The sequence below is a fragment of the Microbacterium schleiferi genome, from assembly GCF_015565955.1.
GTDB classification, from domain to species: Bacteria; Actinomycetota; Actinomycetes; order Actinomycetales; family Microbacteriaceae; genus Microbacterium; species Microbacterium schleiferi_A.
Map to the genome: position 1 here is coordinate 2,460,760 of NZ_CP064760.1, position 16,912 is coordinate 2,477,671.

Consider the following 16,912-nt stretch of genomic DNA (forward strand, 5'->3'; position numbering starts at 1 on the left):
TTATTGAGCTCTGATGCTCGATCTGGATACAATCAGGGCGGCGACCGTGACCAAGGAGGTTCTCATGGCCCTCCCCGGAGTTCGTGGCCTCGACCACATCGGATTCACCGTTCCCGACATGGATGAGGCTCATGCGTTTCTCGTCGAGATCCTCGGCGCGATTCACGTGTACACCCTGGCTGCCAAACGGGCCGACGACGACTGGATGAGCGCGCACCTCGGCGTGCACCCGCGCACCGAGATCAGCGAGATCCGCTTCTACCGCCTCGGCCATGGCACCAACCTCGAGGTGTTCGCGTATGACAGCGCGGACGGGCAAGCTCCCCAACCGCGCAACAGCGATATCGGGGGCCATCACCTCGCCCTGTACGTCGACGACATGGATGCTGCTGTGGCCTCCCTGCTGCAGCACGGCGTCGAGGTCATGGGCACACCCGTCGCCAGCGCAGGAGCCTCAGCCGGCCAGCGGTGGGTGTACTTCCGGAGCCCCTGGGGCATGCAGTTCGAGCTCGTGAGCTTTCCCGACGGCAAGGCCTACGAGAACACCGCGACGACCCTGCTCTGGCACCCGAAAGACCCCGCTCGATGACCGCTGCACCACCGGCACTGGCAGGACCGCGCAGCCGAGACGGGGATGCCCACGCACGCATCGCCGACGGCATCCGTCGCGGAATCATCGACGGCACGCGTCCGCCCGGAAGCCGCATCCTGCAGGAGGAACTCGCTGCCCGGTACGGCGCGAGTCGTGTTCCCGTCCGGGAGGCGATCCGGCAGCTCGAGTACGAGGGGCTGCTGACTGTCGTGCCCAATGCCGGCGCGTGGGTCTCGACGATGACGCTCGCCGAGTGCGAGGAGATCTACCGAATGCGGGAGCGCCTCGAACCGTTGCTTCTGTCCTACAGCGCTCCTGCCCTGTCCGATGACGCGATCGGTGCCCTCGCCGCCCTCGCCGACCGCATCAGCGACACCGGCGACGACACCGGAGCCTTCCTCGACCTCGACGCGGCTTTTCATCACGCGAGCTATGCGGCGGCAGAGACCACGCACCTCACGGACCTCGTCGTGCGGCTGTGGAACGTGACGGCGCCGTATCGGCGCAGCTACGTCGCCTCCTGGTCCCCCGAAGCGCGCCGCATTGCCCATGAAGAGCACCACCTCATCGTGGCGGCTCTGCGCGATCGTGACACCGAAGAAGCTGAACGCGTGCTCGGTGGCCACATCCGCCGTACGCGCCGTCAGCTCGCCCGCACCCCCGAGATCTTCGCTCTCAGCACCGACCCGCGGTAGGTGCTGAGATCGAATCCGCGGGCTCGCGTCAGTGCCCGAGAGGTTCGCGCAGCGCGGCAAGGTGCTCAGCCGCCGGCAGCATCTCTCCCGCCTCGATGCGGTGCGCCAGCGCGACCACCCGGGCGTTGACGGGGGTGGGGATGCCGTGAGCGGCACCGCGCGCGACGACATGACCGTTGAGGTCGTCGGCCTCGCTCCGGCGACCCTTCTGCCAGTCCTGCAGAACCGTCGTGGTTGCACCCGGGACGACGAAACTCGCGAAGAGCTTGTCGGTCATGATGTCGACCACCTGCTCGGGGTCGCTGATCTCCTGCTCGCTCAACCCGAAGATGGGCAGCACAGCGTGGCCTTCTGCCGCGCCCACGCTCAGGGCTTCGTTGCCCGCGGCGATCATGACCTGCCGGAATCCCGGCATGTGCAACGCCTCGAGCATCGGCAAGCCCAGGATCGCCGAGGTGACCAGCAGGGTGCTGTTGCTTACGAGCTTCATCCACTTCGCCGCGAGGATGTCGTCGAACTCCGCGACGGTACCCGACAGGCTGAGGATCCGACGCAGCTCCGGGATGCGGCCCAGCGGACCACCCGCCATCGTCCCGACGGCAAACCACGATCGGGCCACCGGTGTGTGCCGATGCACGACGCCCGGATCGGTCATCGTCGCGGAGCACTCGATGACGCAGCCGAGGGTGCGGGCCTGGCCCACCGCATCGGCGATGACTCCGGCCGTCATCCCGTTTTGAACACCGACGAGGATGCCGTCCTCGGCGAGGTACGGCTCGATGAGCCGACTCGCCCACGGGGCGTCGTAGGCCTTCACGAGCATCAGAACCACATCGAAGCGCCCGCGTAGCTCTGCCACCTGACAGAAGTGCCGAACGTCAGGCCGCACATGGAGCTCGCCCTCGGGGCTGATGATCCGCAAACCCTCGGATCTCATCCGTTCGACGTGGGCCGGCCACTGCTCGATGAGCGTGACGTCCTCGCCCGCGTCGATCAGGTCGGCACCGATCGACGAACCGTTGGCGCCAGCGCCCAGAACCGCGATTCTCGTCATCGTTGACCTTCCCGTCCGCCGGAACACTCGCACGATACAGCAGAGGCGTACATTTGCGCCCTTGACGTCTCGAATACCCACCCTGAGGCTGGTACTGTTCACTATCACTGGACACTATCAGCGCAGAGAGCGGACAGCATGATCCTCCACCTCGCATCCTTTCGGTGGGCCGACGGCGTCACCGATGACGATGTCGCCCGACTGACAACGGCCCTGACAGCGATGGCTGCACAGATCCCCGAGCTGCGCTCGTATGTCGCGGGCCCCAATCTGCATCTCCGTCCCGGCGGAATGGACTATGCGGTAGCCGCGGTCGTCGACGATGAGGCGGGGCTGCACACCTACCTTGATCACCCCGCGCACGCACAGGTGTACGCCGACCTCATGGGAGACATGCTCGCCGAACGCGCCGCCGCCCAGCTCCCCCTGAGCGCGGGTGAGCTCAGGTGAGCGCCATGCGCGCCGCAGTGCTTCACGAGGTTCACGACCTGCGCGTCGAGGACGTGCCGGTCCCCGCTCCCGGGCCGGGGGAAGTCCTCATCAGAGTCGGTGTCTGCGGGGTGTGCGGCTCGGATGCCACGGAGTTCGGGCGAGGGCTCGTCCTTGCGCAGCCCCCTGTCACGCTCGGTCACGAGTTTGCCGGCGTCATCGAACAGGTCGGTCCGGGCGTCACCGACCTCACCGCCGGCGCGACGGTCGTGTGCGGTGCGGGAGTCTCGTGCGGTGAGTGCAAGATGTGCCGTGCCGGACGCACCAACCTGTGCACGTCGTACACGACCATCGGCTTCCACCACGATGGCGGACTCGCGGGATACGTCGTCTGCCCCGCCGCCATCGTGTGGGATGTGTCCGCCAACGGACTCACCCTCGACACGCTCGGCCTCGCACAGCCCATGGCGATCGCGGTGCACGCAGTCCGCCGCTCGGGCTTGCAGCCGGGGCAGGATGCCGTCGTCGTCGGCGTCGGCGGCATCGGCGCCTTCATCACCTACGCTGCCGCGGCCACCGGAGCGCGGGTGATCGTGACAGACCTGAACGCTGAGCGCCTCGAGCTGGCGCGCGCCCTGGGCGCGGCAGACACTGTACAAGCGGGTGACCAGAGCCTTCACGCGGCTCTCGCGGAGCGCGGTGTGGTGCCGGATGTGTTCTTCGAGGTCTCGGGATCAGCGCCCGGGCTCGGGTCGGTCCTCGAGGCTGCGAGTCCGGGAGCAACGATCGTTCCCGTCGGCATCCAGCGCGGCGAGCCGTCCCTGCCGCTGGGCTCGTGGACCCTCCGGGAGTACACGATCGTCGGAACCGTCGCGCACGTCTATCGCGACGACATCCCCGAGGCTGTGCGCCTGCTCGCGACTCGAGCTGACTGGTCGGATCTTGCCGCCGAGGTCCTGCCCCTGGACGAGGTCGTCGACGGGGCGCTCCAGCCGCTGCTCAGCGGCGCACCCGGGCAGGTCAAGACCCTGATCGACCCGTGGATCAGATCACGCCGACCGGCAGCGCACGGGCACACACCGTCCTGACGTTCCGCGCGGGCCGGTTCAGGATGCCGCAGCGCTCAGGGCAGCCTCTCCATCGCCCGCAGCACGTCCACGGCCGACGACGGTGCGGCCGAGTGCGCGATCGAGACCGGCGCCGGCGGCATCGTTTCGTTCTGGGGCCGTCGTCCGAAGACGAACCAGACACCGCGCGCGACCTGGTCGGTGTGGTTGACGAACAGGTGCGGGCGCATCGAATCGAAGCTGAGCGAGTCACCCGGATGCAGGACGTAGGTGTCGAAGTCCAACTGCAGCGTGAGTTCGCCCTCCAGCAGGTACGCGTACTCGACTCCCGCGTGGCGCATCAGCCGATCTTCGATGGAACTGCTCGCGCCGGGCTGGTACGTCACGAGGAGGGCATCGGCCGGCCCACCGGGAACGCTCGCGAGCTTCTCCCAGCGGACGCCGTTCTCCATCTCGATGACGGGGTATTCAGCCGCGCGGCGCACTGTCGAGGCATCCGTGGCGGCGGGCGCAGGCGCGACGGGAGACGGTCCTGCCGTCGGGACGTTGCCGACCAGCTCGTCCAGCGAGACACCGAGGTGGTTCGCCATGGCGAACAGCGTCGACACCGACGGCTGCGTCTTGCCGATCTCGACCTGCGAGATCAGTGATGCAGAAACGCCCAGCGCTTGCGCGAGCGATCGAAGGCTCATGCCCTTCGCGGTTCGCACCTCACGGAGCTTTGCTCCCAGGCCCTCGGTCATGATCTCCCACCAGTGCAGCCACTCCTCGGCCGCGAACGTCCGCTCATTCTAGGGCAGGACGGCCGCACCACCTCGGAGCGCCGCGAGCTACATCAGCACCGTTCCCCGGTCGACGGGCAGGTTGACCGCCGAGACACCGCGGTTGCGGAGGAGGAATTGGGTGGCATCCACGACGTCAGCCATCGTCGCGAGTTTGCCCCCGGCGTGTGCCGCTCGTACTGCTCCAAGACGCCCTCGGGCTTGGATGCCCAGAAGGGGCTGTCACCGATGATCCCGGGATGGATCGCATTGACGCGAATCGGTGCGAGCTCGAGCGCGAGGGTGTTGATGAGCCCCGTGACACCGCCGTTGATCGAGGACACCGTCGTCGATCCCGGGTAGGGCAGGTCCTTGGCCCGCCCTCCGAACAGGACGATCCCGGTCTCGACAGTGGGGTCCATGCGATCCAGCAGCGCCCGGATCGTGGCCGCGTAGCCCACGAGCTTGAGCGTGACCAGACGGATGGCTCGGTCGATGTCGTAGTCGCGGATCGAGTTCGCATCGCGCTCGATAGCCGCCAGGACGAGGCCGTCCACGCGACCGATGTCGGTGAGCTGGTCGGCGATCGTGTGGGGTTCCGAGATATCCAGCGCGACGCCGCTCGCGCCGTCGCCGAGACCACGCGCGATCTCCTGCGTGCGTTCGAGATCGCGGCCCGTGATGACGACCCGATCCCCCCGTTGCAGGCAATCCCTCGCGATCTCCAGTCCGATACCCGATGTTCCGCCGACAACGACGATGGTCCGTTCGCTCACGGTCTCTCCCTACGAGGACGAAGTGCAACTGGACATCGGTGTCCAGTAGAGCTTTACTTGAGTGAACTCGACCCACGGGTCGATGTCAAGCACGCCAGGGACTGAGGGAGCTTCGATGAAGAGCACGGGGACGACGGGCACGGCAGCGGTCGACTGGGAGCAGCGCGTCGACTTCGAGCGCCTCCGCGACGCTCGGCTCGCTCGGCTGCACGCCGAACTGGAGCGATCCGACCTGGGAGCTGTGCTCGCCTTCGACTTCTCCAACATCCGCTACATGAGCGGAACCCACATCGGCACCTGGGCGATGGACAAGCTCATCCGCTTCGCACTGCTCACGCGGAAGACCGACCCCATCGTGTGGGACTTCGGCTCAGCTGCCAAGCACCACGCCCTCTACAACCCGTGGCTCGATGTCACCTCCGCCGAAGCGGATGCCGATCCTCACTCCCCCCACGAGGGCGCGAAGCGACCGCGACTCGAAAGCGGTGCTCGTGCCGGCATCTCGACTCTTCGCGGCGCTTTTCCCCCGGATGCGGACCTCGCCGGCGACGTCGCGCGGAAGGTGAAGCGCGAACTCGAGAAGTTCGGCCTCGCCAACGAACCTCTCGGGGTCGACGTGATCGAGATGCCCGTACTGATCGCCCTCCAGCGCGAGGGGATCGAGGTGGTGGATGGGCAGCAGGTATTCATGGAGGCGAGGCGCATCAAGACCTCCGACGAGATCCGGCTTCTCACCCAGGCGGCCAGCATGGTGGATGCCGCGTACGAGGAGTTGTACCGTTTCCTGCGCCCCGGCGTTCGCGAGAACGAGGCGGTGGGAGTTGTCGCCAAGACGCTCTACGACCTGGGATCCGAGTATGTCGAGGGCGTCAACGCGATCTCCGGCGAGCGCTGCTCTCCGCATCCGCACGTGTTCAGCGACCGGCTGATCCGCCCGGGAGATCCCGCGTTCTTCGACATCCTGCACAGCTTCAACGGCTACCGCACGTGCTACTACCGCACCTTCGCCGTGGGCTCGGCAAGTCAGGCCCAGAAGGATGCCTACACTCGCGCTCGCGAGTACATGGATCGGGCGATCGCGCTTGTGCGCCCCGGGGCGACGACGGCAGACATCGCGGCCGTGTGGCCACGCGCCGAAGAGTTCGGGTTCCCGGATGAGATGGCCGCATTCGCGCTGCAGTACGGTCATGGCGTGGGGCTCTCGATCTGGGAGAAGCCGATCTTCTCGCGGCTGACGTCGTTCGATCATCCGGAGGTTCTCGAAGAGGGCATGGTCTTCGCGCTGGAGACCTATTGGCCGGCTGCCGACGGATGGGGGGCGGCGCGCATCGAGGAGGAGGTCGTCGTGACCGCTGACGGATGCGAGGTCATCACGAAGTTCCCGGCCGAAGAGCTCATCGTGGCCGGACGCCGCTACTACACGATCGATGGGCCGCTGAACCTCAACCGCGACTCCCAGTCCCACCGCAACACCATCTGGGGACGCGGCGAAGCGTGAGTACCATCGGCTTCCTCGGGCTCGGTTCCATGGGCTCGGCCATGGCGGGCCGCCTCGTGGACGCCGGGCATGAGGTTCGCGTCTGGAACCGGTCTCCCGAGGCCGTCGCGGCGGCTGTCGCGAACGGCGCGGTCGCCGCGGAAAGCCCGGAAGACGCCCTGTCGTGCGAGGTCTCCTTCTCGATGCTGGCCAACGACGAGGCGATGAGCGCGGTCATGACGCCGGCGCGGATCAGCACGCTCGCGGGAGGCATCCATGTCGCGATGGCCTCCATCAGTCCCGACCTGGCGCAGGCGCTGGCCGCTCAGGTCAGTGCGGCGGGAGGCACCTACCTGGCCGCGCCGGTGCTGGGGCGTCCGGCGGTAGCCGCGGACGGTCAGCTCAACATCCTCGCGGCGGGTGACCCGGATGCCACGGCAATCGTTCGGCCCTACCTGGACGCCATGGGAAAGCGTGTGTGGGTGCTGGGCGAGCAGCCGAGCGTCGCGAATGCGGTCAAGGCGGCGGTGAACTACAACATCATCCACGCGATGCAGGCGATCGGCGAGTCGGTTGCCATGACCGAGCGACTCGGGGTCCCGGCCGAGACCTTCACCGAGCTGCTCTCAAGTACTCTCTTCGGCGGCGTCGCCTATGAGGGCTACGGCGAGATCATCGCCACGCAACGCTACACACCCCCGGGGTTTCACATCGCCCTGGGGCGGAAGGACCTCGACCTTGCCGAGCAGGTTGCGCGCTCCGTCGGGGTCGCGCCGGCGACCCTTCCCGCCCTCACTGCCGTCTTCGAAGCTGCCCTGGCCGATGACGACCTGAAGGACCTCGACTGGAGCGCCATCGCCGAGGTGAGTCGGCGGGGCATCCCGACCACGGAGCGCAGACCACCCGAAAAGTGATACTGGACAAGGCTGTTCAGTAGTGCTTTATTGGGAGCACCGACCGCAAATCAAGGAGGATGAGCGTCAATGCCCGAGAGCCCGCTGCCCCAACCCGGACAGCCTGTCGTGTTCCGGAACGGCATCGTCATCACGATGGACGATGCCCACACTGTTTTGCCGAACGGGGATGTCCTCGTCGTCGACGGCAAGATCGCCGAGGTGGGAGAGAGCCTCGCCGTCCCGGACGGCACGTTCGAGATCGACGCGAAGGGCGGCATCGTCATGCCCGGGATGGTGGACACCCACCGTCACATGTGGCAGACCGCGATGCGCGCGTACGGTGCCGACTGGACCCTCACTCAGTACTTCGTCTGGTACTACCTTCAGCACGGGGCGAAGTTCCGCCCCCAGGATGTCGCGGCCGGAAACCTGATCTCGGCGCTGGACGCGATCGAATCGGGCGTCACGACGAGCGTCGATTGGTCACACGGCCTGCGCACTGTCGAACACGGTGAAGCCGCCTACGAAGCCCTCGCGACCTCACCGGGCCGTTTCGTCCTCGCGTACGGAAACCTCGCCGGGTCTCCCTGGGAGTGGACTGCCGATCCCGCGATCCAGGACCTGCTGGTTCGCTCGCGGGACGACTCCCGGATGTTCGGGACGCAGATCGCCTTCGACGTGCCGAACCAGGACGATGCCTTCCCCGAGCTGGCCGCCTACCGCGTGGCGGAGGAACTCGGGCTGCCGGTCACGACCCACGCCGGCGTCTGGGGTGCAACCAACGATTGGGGCATCCGGAACGCGTACGACGCAGGCGTGATGAAGGAGGGCTACACATACGTGCACGCCGCCTCGCTCTCGGCGGATTCGTATCAGAAGATCGCGGCCACGGGCGGCAACGTCTCGCTCGCCACGGAGTCCGAAGACACCTGCGGCCAGGGCTACCCTCCCGTCCACCAGCTGCGTCGCTACGGCATCCCCGCGTCGCTGTCGGTGGACACCAGCGTCTGGTTCAGCGCCGATCTGTTCTCGGCGATGCGGGCCACCGTGAACGCGGATCGTGCCCTCGAGCACTACGTCGCGCACCAGCTGGAGCCGGCCGAGACGGTGACCCATGTCAAGCTTCGCGCCGAGGAGGTCGTGCACATGGCAACCCGCGGCGGCGCGATGGCGATCGGCAAGGACCACCTCATCGGGTCTCTCGAGAAGGGCAAGCTCGGCGATGTCGTGCTGCTCAAGAACAAGAACTCGGCGACGTGGGCTCCCCTGATCAACCCCTGGGGTCAGATCGTCTACCAGGCCCAGCGTGGAGACGTGCACACGGTCCTGGTCGGCGGCGAGATCGTCAAGTCCGAGGGCGTGCTTGTGGCCGGTGACCTACCGGGCGTGAAGACGAAGCTCGAAGACACCGTCTCGTACCTCGAACGCGAAGTGGGGGACGACTGGGTCGCGGGGCAGTTCCCGGAGATTCCCGAAGCCGAGGTCCTCTACAACCCGTATCAGTACAAGAAGGACTGACACGGGCTCGTATCCCGCAGAACACTGACGGTGTCGGCCCCGCGGGTCCGACACCGTCAGTGTTTGTGAGTGCTTATTGGTTTGTGAGTGCTTATTGGTTTGTCAGTGCGTATCAGTGGTGGCGGTTTGTCAGCCGGCGCGCAGTGTCGCAACCTGATACAGCGCGACGGATGCCGCGATTCCCGCGTTCAGCGACTCGGTCGCCGCCGAGATGGGGATCGACACGATCTGGTCGCACGTCTCCGTCACGAGGCGCGAGAGACCCTTGCCCTCTGATCCGACGACGATCACGACGGGGCGATCGGCAAGCTCCAGCTCGGGCAGCGACACGTCACCATCGCCGTCGAGGCCGAGCACGAACACTCCCTGCTTCTTGAACTCCTTGAGCGTGGTCGTCAGGTTCGGAGCGATGGCCACCGGAACCCGGGCGGCGGCACCGGCCGACGTCTTCCACGCTGCCGAATTGACTCCGGCCGAGCGGCGCTGCGGGATGATGATGCCCTGGCCGCCGAATGCTGCGGTCGAACGGATGATGGCGCCGAGGTTTCGTGGATCGGTGACACCATCCAGCGCGACAAGCAGCGGCAGCTGGCCAGCCTCGATCACACTCTCGAGCAGATCCTGCGGATGCGCATACTCGTAGGGCGGCACCTTGAGCGCGACACCCTGGTGCACGCCGTCGAATCCTGCCATCCGGTCGAGCTCGGGCCGGGTGACCTCGAGCACCGGGATGTTCCGGTGGGAGGCGATGGAGAGCATCTCTTTGACGCGGTCATCCATCTCCACGCGCTGCGCGATGTAGAACGCGGTGGCGGGGATGCGAGCGCGCAGCGCCTCGAGGACCGAGTTGCGGCCCGTGACCGTCTCGGTGTCATCGTTCTGCTTCGGGCGCCCGCCGCGGCTCGAGCTCGATCCCGCGATCCGCTGGCCGGCTCGGCCCGTTCCACCGGCAGCGACATAGCGCTCCTGAGCTGCCTTGCGCTTGCCGGCGACGTGCCAGCTACGGTCCTCCGCCTTCGGCGTCGGACCCTTGCCCTCCAGCGACTTTCGTCTCTGGCCGCCCGACCCCTTGGTCGCGCCCTTCTTCGTGGACTTGCGTGCGCCGGGGCGCCCTGGCTTGCTCATGAGATGCTCCAATGCGTTCCGTCGGGGCCGTCTTCGAGGGCGACCCCGGCAGCGGCGATCGCGTCACGGATGCGGTCCGCCGCTGCCCAGTCTTTGTCGGCGCGCGCGCGGGCGCGCTGGGTGATGAGTTCGGTCACGAGGGCATCCAGCGCGGGCATCGCCGCGCCGGACGCCGGCGTCCACTGCGGGTCGAGGGGGTTCAGTCCGAGGATGCCGGTCAGCGCGGTGACCTGCCCAGCCACGGCGCGTGCCGTCTCGGTGTCTCCGGCGTCGAGGGCGGTGTTGCCTTCTCGAACGCGTTCGTGGATGACAGCGAGGGCCTGCGGAACCCCGAGGTCGTCATCCATCGCCGCGGCAAAGTCCGCGTCGGCTCCGAGGGGATCGGCGAACCCCCGTGACGGGCGGCGCGCTCGAGGAACGTGCGAATGCGGTCCAGCGCTGCCTCGGCCTCGTCGAACGACTTGCCCGACAGATCGAGGTTCGATCGGTAGTGGGCAGCGGCGAGCGCGTAGCGCACGACGAGGGGGTCGCGCTCGTCGAGGACATCGCGGGCGAGCACGACATTGCCGAGCGACTTCGACATCTTCTGTCCCTCGACCGTGACGAGGCCGTTGTGCACCCAGTAGCGGGCGAATCCATCACCGGCCGCGCCGGATTGGGCGAGTTCGTTCTCGTGATGCGGAAAGCGCAGATCCAGCCCACCGCCGTGGATGTCGAAGTCCGCCCCCAGGTAGCGGCGAGCCATCGCGGAGCACTCGATGTGCCACCCGGGGCGGCCGGGGCCCCACGGCGAGTCCCACGTGGCGTCCGTGGGCTCATCGGGTTTCGCGCCCTTCCAGAGTGCGAAATCGCGGACGTCGCGCTTGCCCCGAGGGTCGGCATCGGCCGCCGGAGACATATCATCGATCGACTGCCGAGTCAGCTCGCCGTACGCCGCCCACGACCGCACGTCGAAGTACACGTCGCCCTCGGCATCCGTTCCGCGCTCGGCGGCATAGGCGTGACCGGCGCGGATCAGCTGGTCGATGAGCGCGATCATCTGCGGGATCGAGCCGGTCGCCCGCGGCTCATAGGTCGGCGGCAGGATGCCGATCGCGGCATAGGCTTCGGCGAACTCGTGCTCGACACGGTAGGCCAATGCCCACCACGGGTCGGTGTCGGTGGCGTTGGCGAGCACCTTGTCGTCGATGTCGGTGACGTTGCGCACGAACGTCACACGACCGTAGCGGTGGGTCAGCCAGCGCCGCAGGATGTCGAACGCGAGAGCGCCGCGGAGGTGCCCGATGTGGGGCCCGGACTGCACCGTGGGGCCGCACACGTAGACGGTGACGTTTCGAGGATCCAGCGGTGTGAACACGCGCAACTGCTGAGCGCGGGTGTCGTAGAGCTGCAGGGTTCCCCCACCCACAGTCGTCACCGCATCCGTCATCGTTCCAGCCTACCGGCGGGGGTCTGAGAATCCGCGGTCGAGGCGGCGGTCATAGCGCCGGGCGCGGGCCGGATCTGAGGTAGAACGGATACGTGTCTTCCGCCTCCGTGCTTGAGATCCGCCCCGACGACCTGAGCGGCGCACCCACGCGCGCGCTGATCACCGCGCACCTGTCCGACATGCGCGCGATCTCGCCCGAGGAGAGCTGCCACGCGCTCGATCTCAGCGGGCTCGAGCAGCCGTCGGTTCGCGTGTGGTCGGCGTGGCTCGCGGGCGAGCTGGCGGGCGTGGGCGCGCTGGCTCAGCTCGACGCTGACAACGGCGAGCTCAAGTCGATGCGTGTCGCCGACGCTCACCGTGGAACGGGCGTCGGACGCGCAATGCTCGAGCACCTGATCGCCGAGGCCCGCAGCTGCGGCATGTCGGCGCTGTGGCTCGAAACCGGTGCGACGGCGGAGTTTCTGCCAGCCCAGCGACTCTACGAGTCCGCCGGCTTCACCCAGTGCGAACCGTTCGGCAGCTACGTGTTCGACCCGTACTCCGTCTTCATGACCACGAGACTGTAGCAACAGACGGGGCGAGCTAGCGCTGCGGGAGGACGAGTGCCACGGCGAAGGCTGCGACACCCTCCCCCGTGCCCGTGAAGCCCAGCCCGTCGGTCGTCGTCGCCGAGACCGACACGGGGGCACCGCCGAGCGCCTGCGAGAGCACCGCCTCGGCCTCAGCGCGCCGCACCGCGAACCGGGGCCGTCGAGCTTGGACCTGCACCGAGACGTTTCCGACGCGGAAGCCGGCCTCCCCGAGAAGCGCGAGCGTTCTGCCAAGGAAGGCATCAGCGTGGGCTCCGTCGTACTCGGGACGTTCGGTGCCGAAGTGCGTGCCGATGTCTCCCAGGCCGGCCGCCGACAACAGTGCGTCGACGATCGCGTGTGCCACGGCATCGCCGTCGGAGTGCCCCGACAGTGCCGTCTCACCCGGCCACTCGAGCCCGGCGAGCCACAGCGAGCCCTCTCCCCCGAACGCATGGACATCGGTGCCGATGCCGACGCGCGGCGCCAGGACAGCGTCCGCCGCCGGTGCCGAGAACGGGGGGACGGGAGCCACGAGGGCTCGCGCGCGGTCGAGATCGGCGGGAGTCGTGATCTTGAACCCGATCGCGTCCCCGGCCACGGTGGTGATCGCGTGCCCTGCCGCGGCGACAACGGCGGCGTCGTCCGTGTGCTCCCGGTCTGCGGCGGCGTATGCGCGCTCCAGAATGCCTCGGGGAAAGCCCTGCGGCGTCTGCGCGGCGCTCAGGGTCGACCTGTCGACGACGCCGACGATCGCCTCCCCGTCCATCTGCCGGATCGTGTCGACGACGGGCATGACCGGGACCACCCCCGCCGCGCCGGCTTCGAGCTCGGCGATCACGCGCGCGAAAACATCGGGCGGGGTGAGTGCCCGCGCCGCATCATGCACGAGCACGTACTGGATATCGCCCCAGAGCGCGGCTAGGCCTGCCGCCACGGATGCCTGCCTGCTGGATCCACCGGTGACGACGGATACGAGGTCTCGCCGATCCCCCGCAGCCTCCTCGGCATCCGTCAGAGCGTCGCCCTCGCGACCCGCAGGCGCGACGACGATGACCTGCATCGATGGCGCAGCGAAAACGCCGCGGAGAGCATGGCGCAGGATGGTGTGCTCATCGAGACCCACGAAGGCCTTGGGGACTCCGGCATCGAGCCGGGTACCCGATCCTGCTGCGACAACGATGACCGCGACGCGCGGAACCGGGACGATGCTCACGGATGCCACGCTACCGCGCGGCAGCATCCGCTCAGGAGGCGAGAACCTCGTCGAGCAGGACGCTGGCCTTCTCTTCGTCGGTCTTCTCGGCGAGCGCCAGCTCGGAGATGAGGATCTGCTTGGCCTTGGCCAGCATGCGCTTCTCTCCGGCCGACAGGCCGCGGTCCTGGTCACGGCGCCACAGGTCGCGAACGACCTCGCTCACCTTGATGACATCGCCCGACGCGAGCTTCTCGAGGTTCGCCTTGTAGCGGCGGGACCAGTTCGTGGGCTCCTCGGTGAACGGTGCGCGCAGTACGTCGAAGACGCGCTCGAGACCGTCCTTGCCGATCACATCACGGACGCCGACCAGATCGACGTTCTCAGCCGGGACCTCGATGATCAGATCGCCTTGAGTGACGTTGAGTTTCAAGTACTTCTTGGTCTCGCCCTTGATGACGCGTTCCTTGACCTCGATGATTGTTGCGGCCCCGTGGTGCGGGTAGACAACCGTCTCGCCAACCTCAAAAAGCATGGAGTTATGTTCCTTTCGGCAAACTCCAGAATACCACAGGGGTCATACGCTAGAGTTCGCCACCCACTCCCCCGCACGGGTGGCAGGCAGCTTCAGCGAGACGTAAGCCGAGGGGTCGCAACCCCGTAGAATGCAACGTGAAGCCGTCATCCGCTCAAGGAGGATCCGTGAAATCGCGCCTCATCGCGTCGCTCGTTGTGGGCGCAGCCCTCGTCCTCGGAACGTCGGGATGCAGCCTGATCTCCGCGCACGCGACGACGATCGACTACTCAGCCGCTGAAGGCACGAACGTTCCCGACGAGTCGGGTCCGGTGCAGATTCGCAACACGGTCATCGTTGCCAACGACGAAGGCACCGAGGGCAACTTCCTCGCCGCATTCATCAACAACACGACCGAGACCTACGTCGTGCACATCGACTTCGCCGATGGCGTCGCCGAGCAGGTCATCGTCCCGGCAGGAACCGTCAAGAGCCTCGGCGAGAACGCTGACCCCATCCTCATTCGCGGGCTCGACACCGACCCCGGTGCCGTGCTCTCGGCATCCTTCCAGTCGGGCGACGGCGTCACCTCGGTCGTCTCGGTGCCGGTCCTCGGCGGCGAACTCGAATATCTCGCGCCGTTCGTGCCCTGAGTCTTTCCCAAAGCCATCACATCGGCCCCGCCTCTCTCGAGCGCGGGGCCGATGTCGTTTCCGGATGCCGACGCGCGTCAGGACTCGAAGCGGTAGCCGAGCCCACGCACCGTCACGAGCATCGCCGGCTCGCTCGGGTTCTTCTCGATCCGTGACCGGATGCGCTTGATGTGCACGTCGAGCGTCTTCGTGTCGCCGAAGTAGTCGGTGCCCCACACGCGGTCGATGAGCTGGCCCCGGGTCAGCACGCGCCCCGCGTTGCGCATGAGCACCTCGAGCAGCTCGAATTCCTTCAGCGGCATGCTGATCTCGCTGCCGTCGACCGCGACCGTGTGCCGGTCGATGTCGAGAGTGACCCGCCCTCCCTCGAGGACCCGGTCGTCGAGGTCGGCTTCGGCGGTCGAGAGCCGGCGCAGCACGGCGCGCATCCGCGCGAGGAGCTCGCGCGCCGAGTAGGGCTTGGTGACGTAGTCGTCAGCGCCCAGTTCGAGACCGACGACGATATCGACCTCGGAGTCCTTGGCCGTGAGCATGATGATCGGAACCGTGGATGATGCGCGCAACTGTCGGCACACTTCGGTCCCGGGCATCCCCGGAAGCATGAGATCGAGCAAGACGATATCGGCGCCGAGTTCACGGAACGACGCCAGAGCGGTGGGCCCGTCCTCCGCGATCTCGACCTCGTAGCCCTCGCGGCGAAGCAGGTAGGCGAGCGGGTCGGCGAGGTCGGGCTCGTCCTCAACGAGTAGGACGCGAGTCATGCGGTTTCTCCCTTATGTTCTCGGATCGCGGCATCGGTTCTCTCCGGCGCAGCGGTCCCGTTCAGCGCAGCGGCGGCGCTGCGAGTGGTCAGCGCAGCATCCGGGGTCTGCAGCTTCTTCTGCTTCTTCTTGATCTTTTTGTCCTTGCGAGCACGCTTGCGGGCCGGCTCATCGAGCGGGGACTCGATCACGGGAAGCCGGATGGTGAACGTCGAGCCGCGACCCTCGCGCGACCAGAGACGAACATCACCGCCGTGGCGCTGGACAGCATGCTTGACGATCGCGAGCCCCAGGCCCGTCCCCCCAGTCCGCCGCGATCGGGCTTGATCGGCGCGGTAGAACCGTTCGAAGACGCGGTCCTGATCCTCTTCCGAGATCCCGATCCCCCGGTCGGTCACGGCGATCTCCACGACCCCCTCGGCGGCCTTGACGCCGATCCCGACGCTCGAGCCCTTCGGGGAGTAAGCGATCGCGTTGGCGATGAGGTTGCCGACAGCCTCGCTCAGGACCTGCGCGTCGCCGCGGACGAACAACCCCCGGGTGCCGCCGCGCACGAGTTGCACCCCGGCGGAGTCGGCCTGCACAGCATGGGCCTCCACCGCCGACGTGATGATCTCGTCGATCGAGGCATCCCGTTCGTCGTTGAGCTCATCGGCAGCCTGGAGGCGTGAGAGGTTCATGATGCGCGAGGTGAGGGTCGCCAGCCGCGTCGCCTCAGCCGAGAGCCGGGCGGCGAAAACACGAACCTGGGCAGGGTCGTCGGAGGCCGACTCGATCGCCTCCGCCAGCAGACTCACCGCACCGACCGGCGTCTTGAGCTCGTGACTCGTGTTGGACACGAAGTCACGCCGCATCTGTTCCACCCGTTCCTTCTCGGTGATATCGCGCAGCACCAGGAGCATGAGCCGAGCCGTCAGTGGCGTGGCCCGCACCGTGACCAGGCGCAACTCCCCCGGCCCCGTGCCGCGGCGGATGCGGAACGTCGCGTTGGACGCAGCCTCGGCATCACTGACCCGGCGCGCGACACCCCGCAACTCGGGGGTCGGCAGCATGAGCCCCTCGCTCAGATCGAAGGGGGCTGCGGATGCTGACGCCGCGATGATGACGCCGGATGAATCGATGACAACGGCGGGATCGTCGAGGCCCTGGAGCACCACCCGCGCTCCCTCGGGGACGTCCATGCCCGCACCGTACTCGGCGCGCTCACGAGCGCGCAGCGCCCATAGGATCAGGGTCGCGAGGCCCGCACCGATGAGCAGCCCCACCAGCATGCCGAGCAGGGCGATCTGCGCAGGTTGCATGGGAACAGCGTACGGGCGGCCCGGCCGGTGGCCTCGCGGGGGTGCTGGCGCCCCGCCTCGGGCGCGTCACTATTCACCAGGGCGGCACCGTCCGTTAACC

The 16,912-nt window shown here is 67.4% G+C and carries 17 protein-coding genes and 1 pseudogene; 9 read left to right on the top strand and 9 right to left on the bottom strand.

The window, feature by feature from the left end; genetic code table 11:
* Nucleotides 1-46: 46 nt before the first annotated feature.
* A complete protein-coding gene (locus IT882_RS11920; RefSeq protein WP_229382098.1) occupies nucleotides 47-589 on the top strand; it encodes a VOC family protein in 543 nt (180 codons plus the stop codon).
* Entirely contained in the window at nucleotides 586-1,287 is a 702-nt protein-coding gene (locus IT882_RS11925; RefSeq protein WP_195692035.1) for a GntR family transcriptional regulator, read from the top strand. Before IT882_RS11920 ends, IT882_RS11925 begins: the two co-directional genes overlap by 4 nt.
* Before the next feature lie 28 nt (nucleotides 1,288-1,315).
* Here the strand turns inward: IT882_RS11925 and IT882_RS11930 are convergent, their stop codons facing one another.
* The gene (locus tag IT882_RS11930; RefSeq protein WP_195692036.1) at nucleotides 1,316-2,341 is read right to left on the bottom strand and encodes a ketopantoate reductase family protein; all 1,026 of its coding nucleotides are present in this window, start codon (nucleotides 2,339-2,341) and stop codon (nucleotides 1,316-1,318) included.
* A 138-nt stretch (nucleotides 2,342-2,479) separates the two neighbouring features.
* Between IT882_RS11930 and IT882_RS11935 the strand changes: the two genes are divergently transcribed.
* Nucleotides 2,480-2,791 carry a Dabb family protein gene (locus IT882_RS11935; protein WP_195692037.1) on the top strand — a complete coding sequence of 104 codons (312 nt, stop codon included), beginning with the start codon at nucleotides 2,480-2,482 and terminating at the stop codon, nucleotides 2,789-2,791.
* 5 nt (nucleotides 2,792-2,796) lie between these two features.
* On the top strand, nucleotides 2,797-3,858 hold the full coding sequence (locus IT882_RS11940) for a zinc-dependent alcohol dehydrogenase (protein ID WP_195692038.1): 1,062 nt from the start codon (nucleotides 2,797-2,799) through the stop codon (nucleotides 3,856-3,858).
* A gap of 35 nt (nucleotides 3,859-3,893) precedes the next feature.
* Here the strand turns inward: IT882_RS11940 and IT882_RS11945 are convergent, their stop codons facing one another.
* Nucleotides 3,894-4,580 carry a helix-turn-helix domain-containing protein gene (locus IT882_RS11945; protein ID WP_195692039.1) on the bottom strand — a complete coding sequence of 229 codons (687 nt, stop codon included), beginning with the start codon at nucleotides 4,578-4,580 and terminating at the stop codon, nucleotides 3,894-3,896.
* A 92-nt stretch (nucleotides 4,581-4,672) separates the two neighbouring features.
* Entirely contained in the window at nucleotides 4,673-5,374 is a 702-nt protein-coding gene (locus IT882_RS11950; protein WP_229382099.1) for an SDR family NAD(P)-dependent oxidoreductase, read from the bottom strand.
* A gap of 115 nt (nucleotides 5,375-5,489) precedes the next feature.
* Between IT882_RS11950 and IT882_RS11955 the strand changes: the two genes are divergently transcribed.
* The 3 genes from IT882_RS11955 (at nucleotide 5,490) to IT882_RS11965 (ending at nucleotide 9,265) form a co-directional block, all read left to right on the top strand.
* The gene (locus tag IT882_RS11955) at nucleotides 5,490-6,872 is read left to right on the top strand and encodes a M24 family metallopeptidase (RefSeq protein WP_195692040.1); all 1,383 of its coding nucleotides are present in this window, start codon (nucleotides 5,490-5,492) and stop codon (nucleotides 6,870-6,872) included.
* Nucleotides 6,869-7,765, top strand: a complete 897-nt coding sequence (locus IT882_RS11960) for an NAD(P)-dependent oxidoreductase (RefSeq protein WP_195692041.1) — start codon at nucleotides 6,869-6,871, stop codon at nucleotides 7,763-7,765. The genes IT882_RS11955 and IT882_RS11960 overlap by 4 nt, the downstream gene beginning before the upstream one ends.
* A 69-nt stretch (nucleotides 7,766-7,834) precedes the next feature.
* A complete protein-coding gene (locus tag IT882_RS11965; protein ID WP_195692042.1) occupies nucleotides 7,835-9,265 on the top strand; it encodes an amidohydrolase family protein in 1,431 nt (476 codons plus the stop codon).
* Between the two features lie 129 nt (nucleotides 9,266-9,394).
* Here the strand turns inward: IT882_RS11965 and rlmB are convergent, their stop codons facing one another.
* Together rlmB and cysS are read right to left on the bottom strand one after the other, a co-directional pair.
* A complete protein-coding gene (gene rlmB, locus IT882_RS11970) occupies nucleotides 9,395-10,390 on the bottom strand; it encodes a 23S rRNA (guanosine(2251)-2'-O)-methyltransferase RlmB (RefSeq protein ID WP_195692043.1) in 996 nt (331 codons plus the stop codon).
* Nucleotides 10,387-11,819, bottom strand: a pseudogene (gene cysS / locus IT882_RS11975) (cysteine--tRNA ligase). Before cysS ends, rlmB begins: the two are co-directional and overlap by 4 nt.
* 92 nt (nucleotides 11,820-11,911) lie before the next feature.
* Here cysS and IT882_RS11980 point away from each other — a divergent pair.
* Nucleotides 11,912-12,385 carry a GNAT family N-acetyltransferase gene (locus tag IT882_RS11980; protein WP_229382100.1) on the top strand — a complete coding sequence of 158 codons (474 nt, stop codon included), beginning with the start codon at nucleotides 11,912-11,914 and terminating at the stop codon, nucleotides 12,383-12,385.
* A gap of 16 nt (nucleotides 12,386-12,401) precedes the next feature.
* On the opposite strand, the gene ispD is transcribed toward IT882_RS11980, so the two are convergent.
* A complete protein-coding gene (gene ispD, locus IT882_RS11985; RefSeq protein WP_195692044.1) occupies nucleotides 12,402-13,631 on the bottom strand; it encodes a 2-C-methyl-D-erythritol 4-phosphate cytidylyltransferase in 1,230 nt (409 codons plus the stop codon).
* Nucleotides 13,632-13,635: 4 nt separating this feature from the next.
* Nucleotides 13,636-14,118 (bottom strand): CarD family transcriptional regulator, encoded by a 483-nt coding sequence (locus IT882_RS11990; protein WP_195692045.1) that lies wholly within the window; start codon nucleotides 14,116-14,118, stop codon nucleotides 13,636-13,638.
* Between the two features lie 167 nt (nucleotides 14,119-14,285).
* Here IT882_RS11990 and IT882_RS11995 point away from each other — a divergent pair, with 167 nt between their 5' ends.
* A complete protein-coding gene (locus tag IT882_RS11995; RefSeq protein ID WP_195692046.1) occupies nucleotides 14,286-14,750 on the top strand; it encodes a DNA modification methylase in 465 nt (154 codons plus the stop codon).
* Between the two features lie 77 nt (nucleotides 14,751-14,827).
* Here IT882_RS11995 and IT882_RS12000 read toward each other — a convergent pair whose 3' ends face one another.
* Together IT882_RS12000 and IT882_RS12005 are read right to left on the bottom strand one after the other, a co-directional pair.
* Nucleotides 14,828-15,511 carry a response regulator transcription factor gene (locus IT882_RS12000; RefSeq protein ID WP_195692047.1) on the bottom strand — a complete coding sequence of 228 codons (684 nt, stop codon included), beginning with the start codon at nucleotides 15,509-15,511 and terminating at the stop codon, nucleotides 14,828-14,830.
* On the bottom strand, nucleotides 15,508-16,812 hold the full coding sequence (locus tag IT882_RS12005) for a sensor histidine kinase (RefSeq protein WP_195692048.1): 1,305 nt from the start codon (nucleotides 16,810-16,812) through the stop codon (nucleotides 15,508-15,510). The genes IT882_RS12000 and IT882_RS12005 overlap by 4 nt, the downstream gene beginning before the upstream one ends.
* Nucleotides 16,813-16,912 lie beyond the last annotated feature (100 nt).

What these genes read in the sequence shown, in the direction of transcription:
- ispD (WP_195692044.1), bottom strand. Translation starts at nt 13,631, where the DNA reads ATGCTGCCGCGCGGTAGCGTGGCATCCGTGAGCATCGTCCCGGTTCCG.
- IT882_RS11930 (WP_195692036.1), bottom strand. Translation starts at nt 2,341, where the DNA reads ATGACGAGAATCGCGGTTCTGGGCGCTGGCGCCAACGGTTCGTCGATC.
- IT882_RS11990 (WP_195692045.1), bottom strand. Translation starts at nt 14,118, where the DNA reads ATGCTTTTTGAGGTTGGCGAGACGGTTGTCTACCCGCACCACGGGGCC.
- IT882_RS11925 (WP_195692035.1), top strand. Translation starts at nt 586, where the DNA reads ATGACCGCTGCACCACCGGCACTGGCAGGACCGCGCAGCCGAGACGGG.
- IT882_RS11935 (WP_195692037.1), top strand. Translation starts at nt 2,480, where the DNA reads ATGATCCTCCACCTCGCATCCTTTCGGTGGGCCGACGGCGTCACCGAT.
- IT882_RS12000 (WP_195692047.1), bottom strand. Translation starts at nt 15,511, where the DNA reads ATGACTCGCGTCCTACTCGTTGAGGACGAGCCCGACCTCGCCGACCCG.
- rlmB (WP_195692043.1), bottom strand. Translation starts at nt 10,390, where the DNA reads ATGAGCAAGCCAGGGCGCCCCGGCGCACGCAAGTCCACGAAGAAGGGC.
- IT882_RS12005 (WP_195692048.1), bottom strand. Translation starts at nt 16,812, where the DNA reads ATGCAACCTGCGCAGATCGCCCTGCTCGGCATGCTGGTGGGGCTGCTC.
- IT882_RS11955 (WP_195692040.1), top strand. Translation starts at nt 5,490, where the DNA reads ATGAAGAGCACGGGGACGACGGGCACGGCAGCGGTCGACTGGGAGCAG.
- IT882_RS11940 (WP_195692038.1), top strand. Translation starts at nt 2,797, where the DNA reads ATGCGCGCCGCAGTGCTTCACGAGGTTCACGACCTGCGCGTCGAGGAC.
- IT882_RS11965 (WP_195692042.1), top strand. Translation starts at nt 7,835, where the DNA reads ATGCCCGAGAGCCCGCTGCCCCAACCCGGACAGCCTGTCGTGTTCCGG.
- IT882_RS11945 (WP_195692039.1), bottom strand. Translation starts at nt 4,580, where the DNA reads ATGACCGAGGGCCTGGGAGCAAAGCTCCGTGAGGTGCGAACCGCGAAG.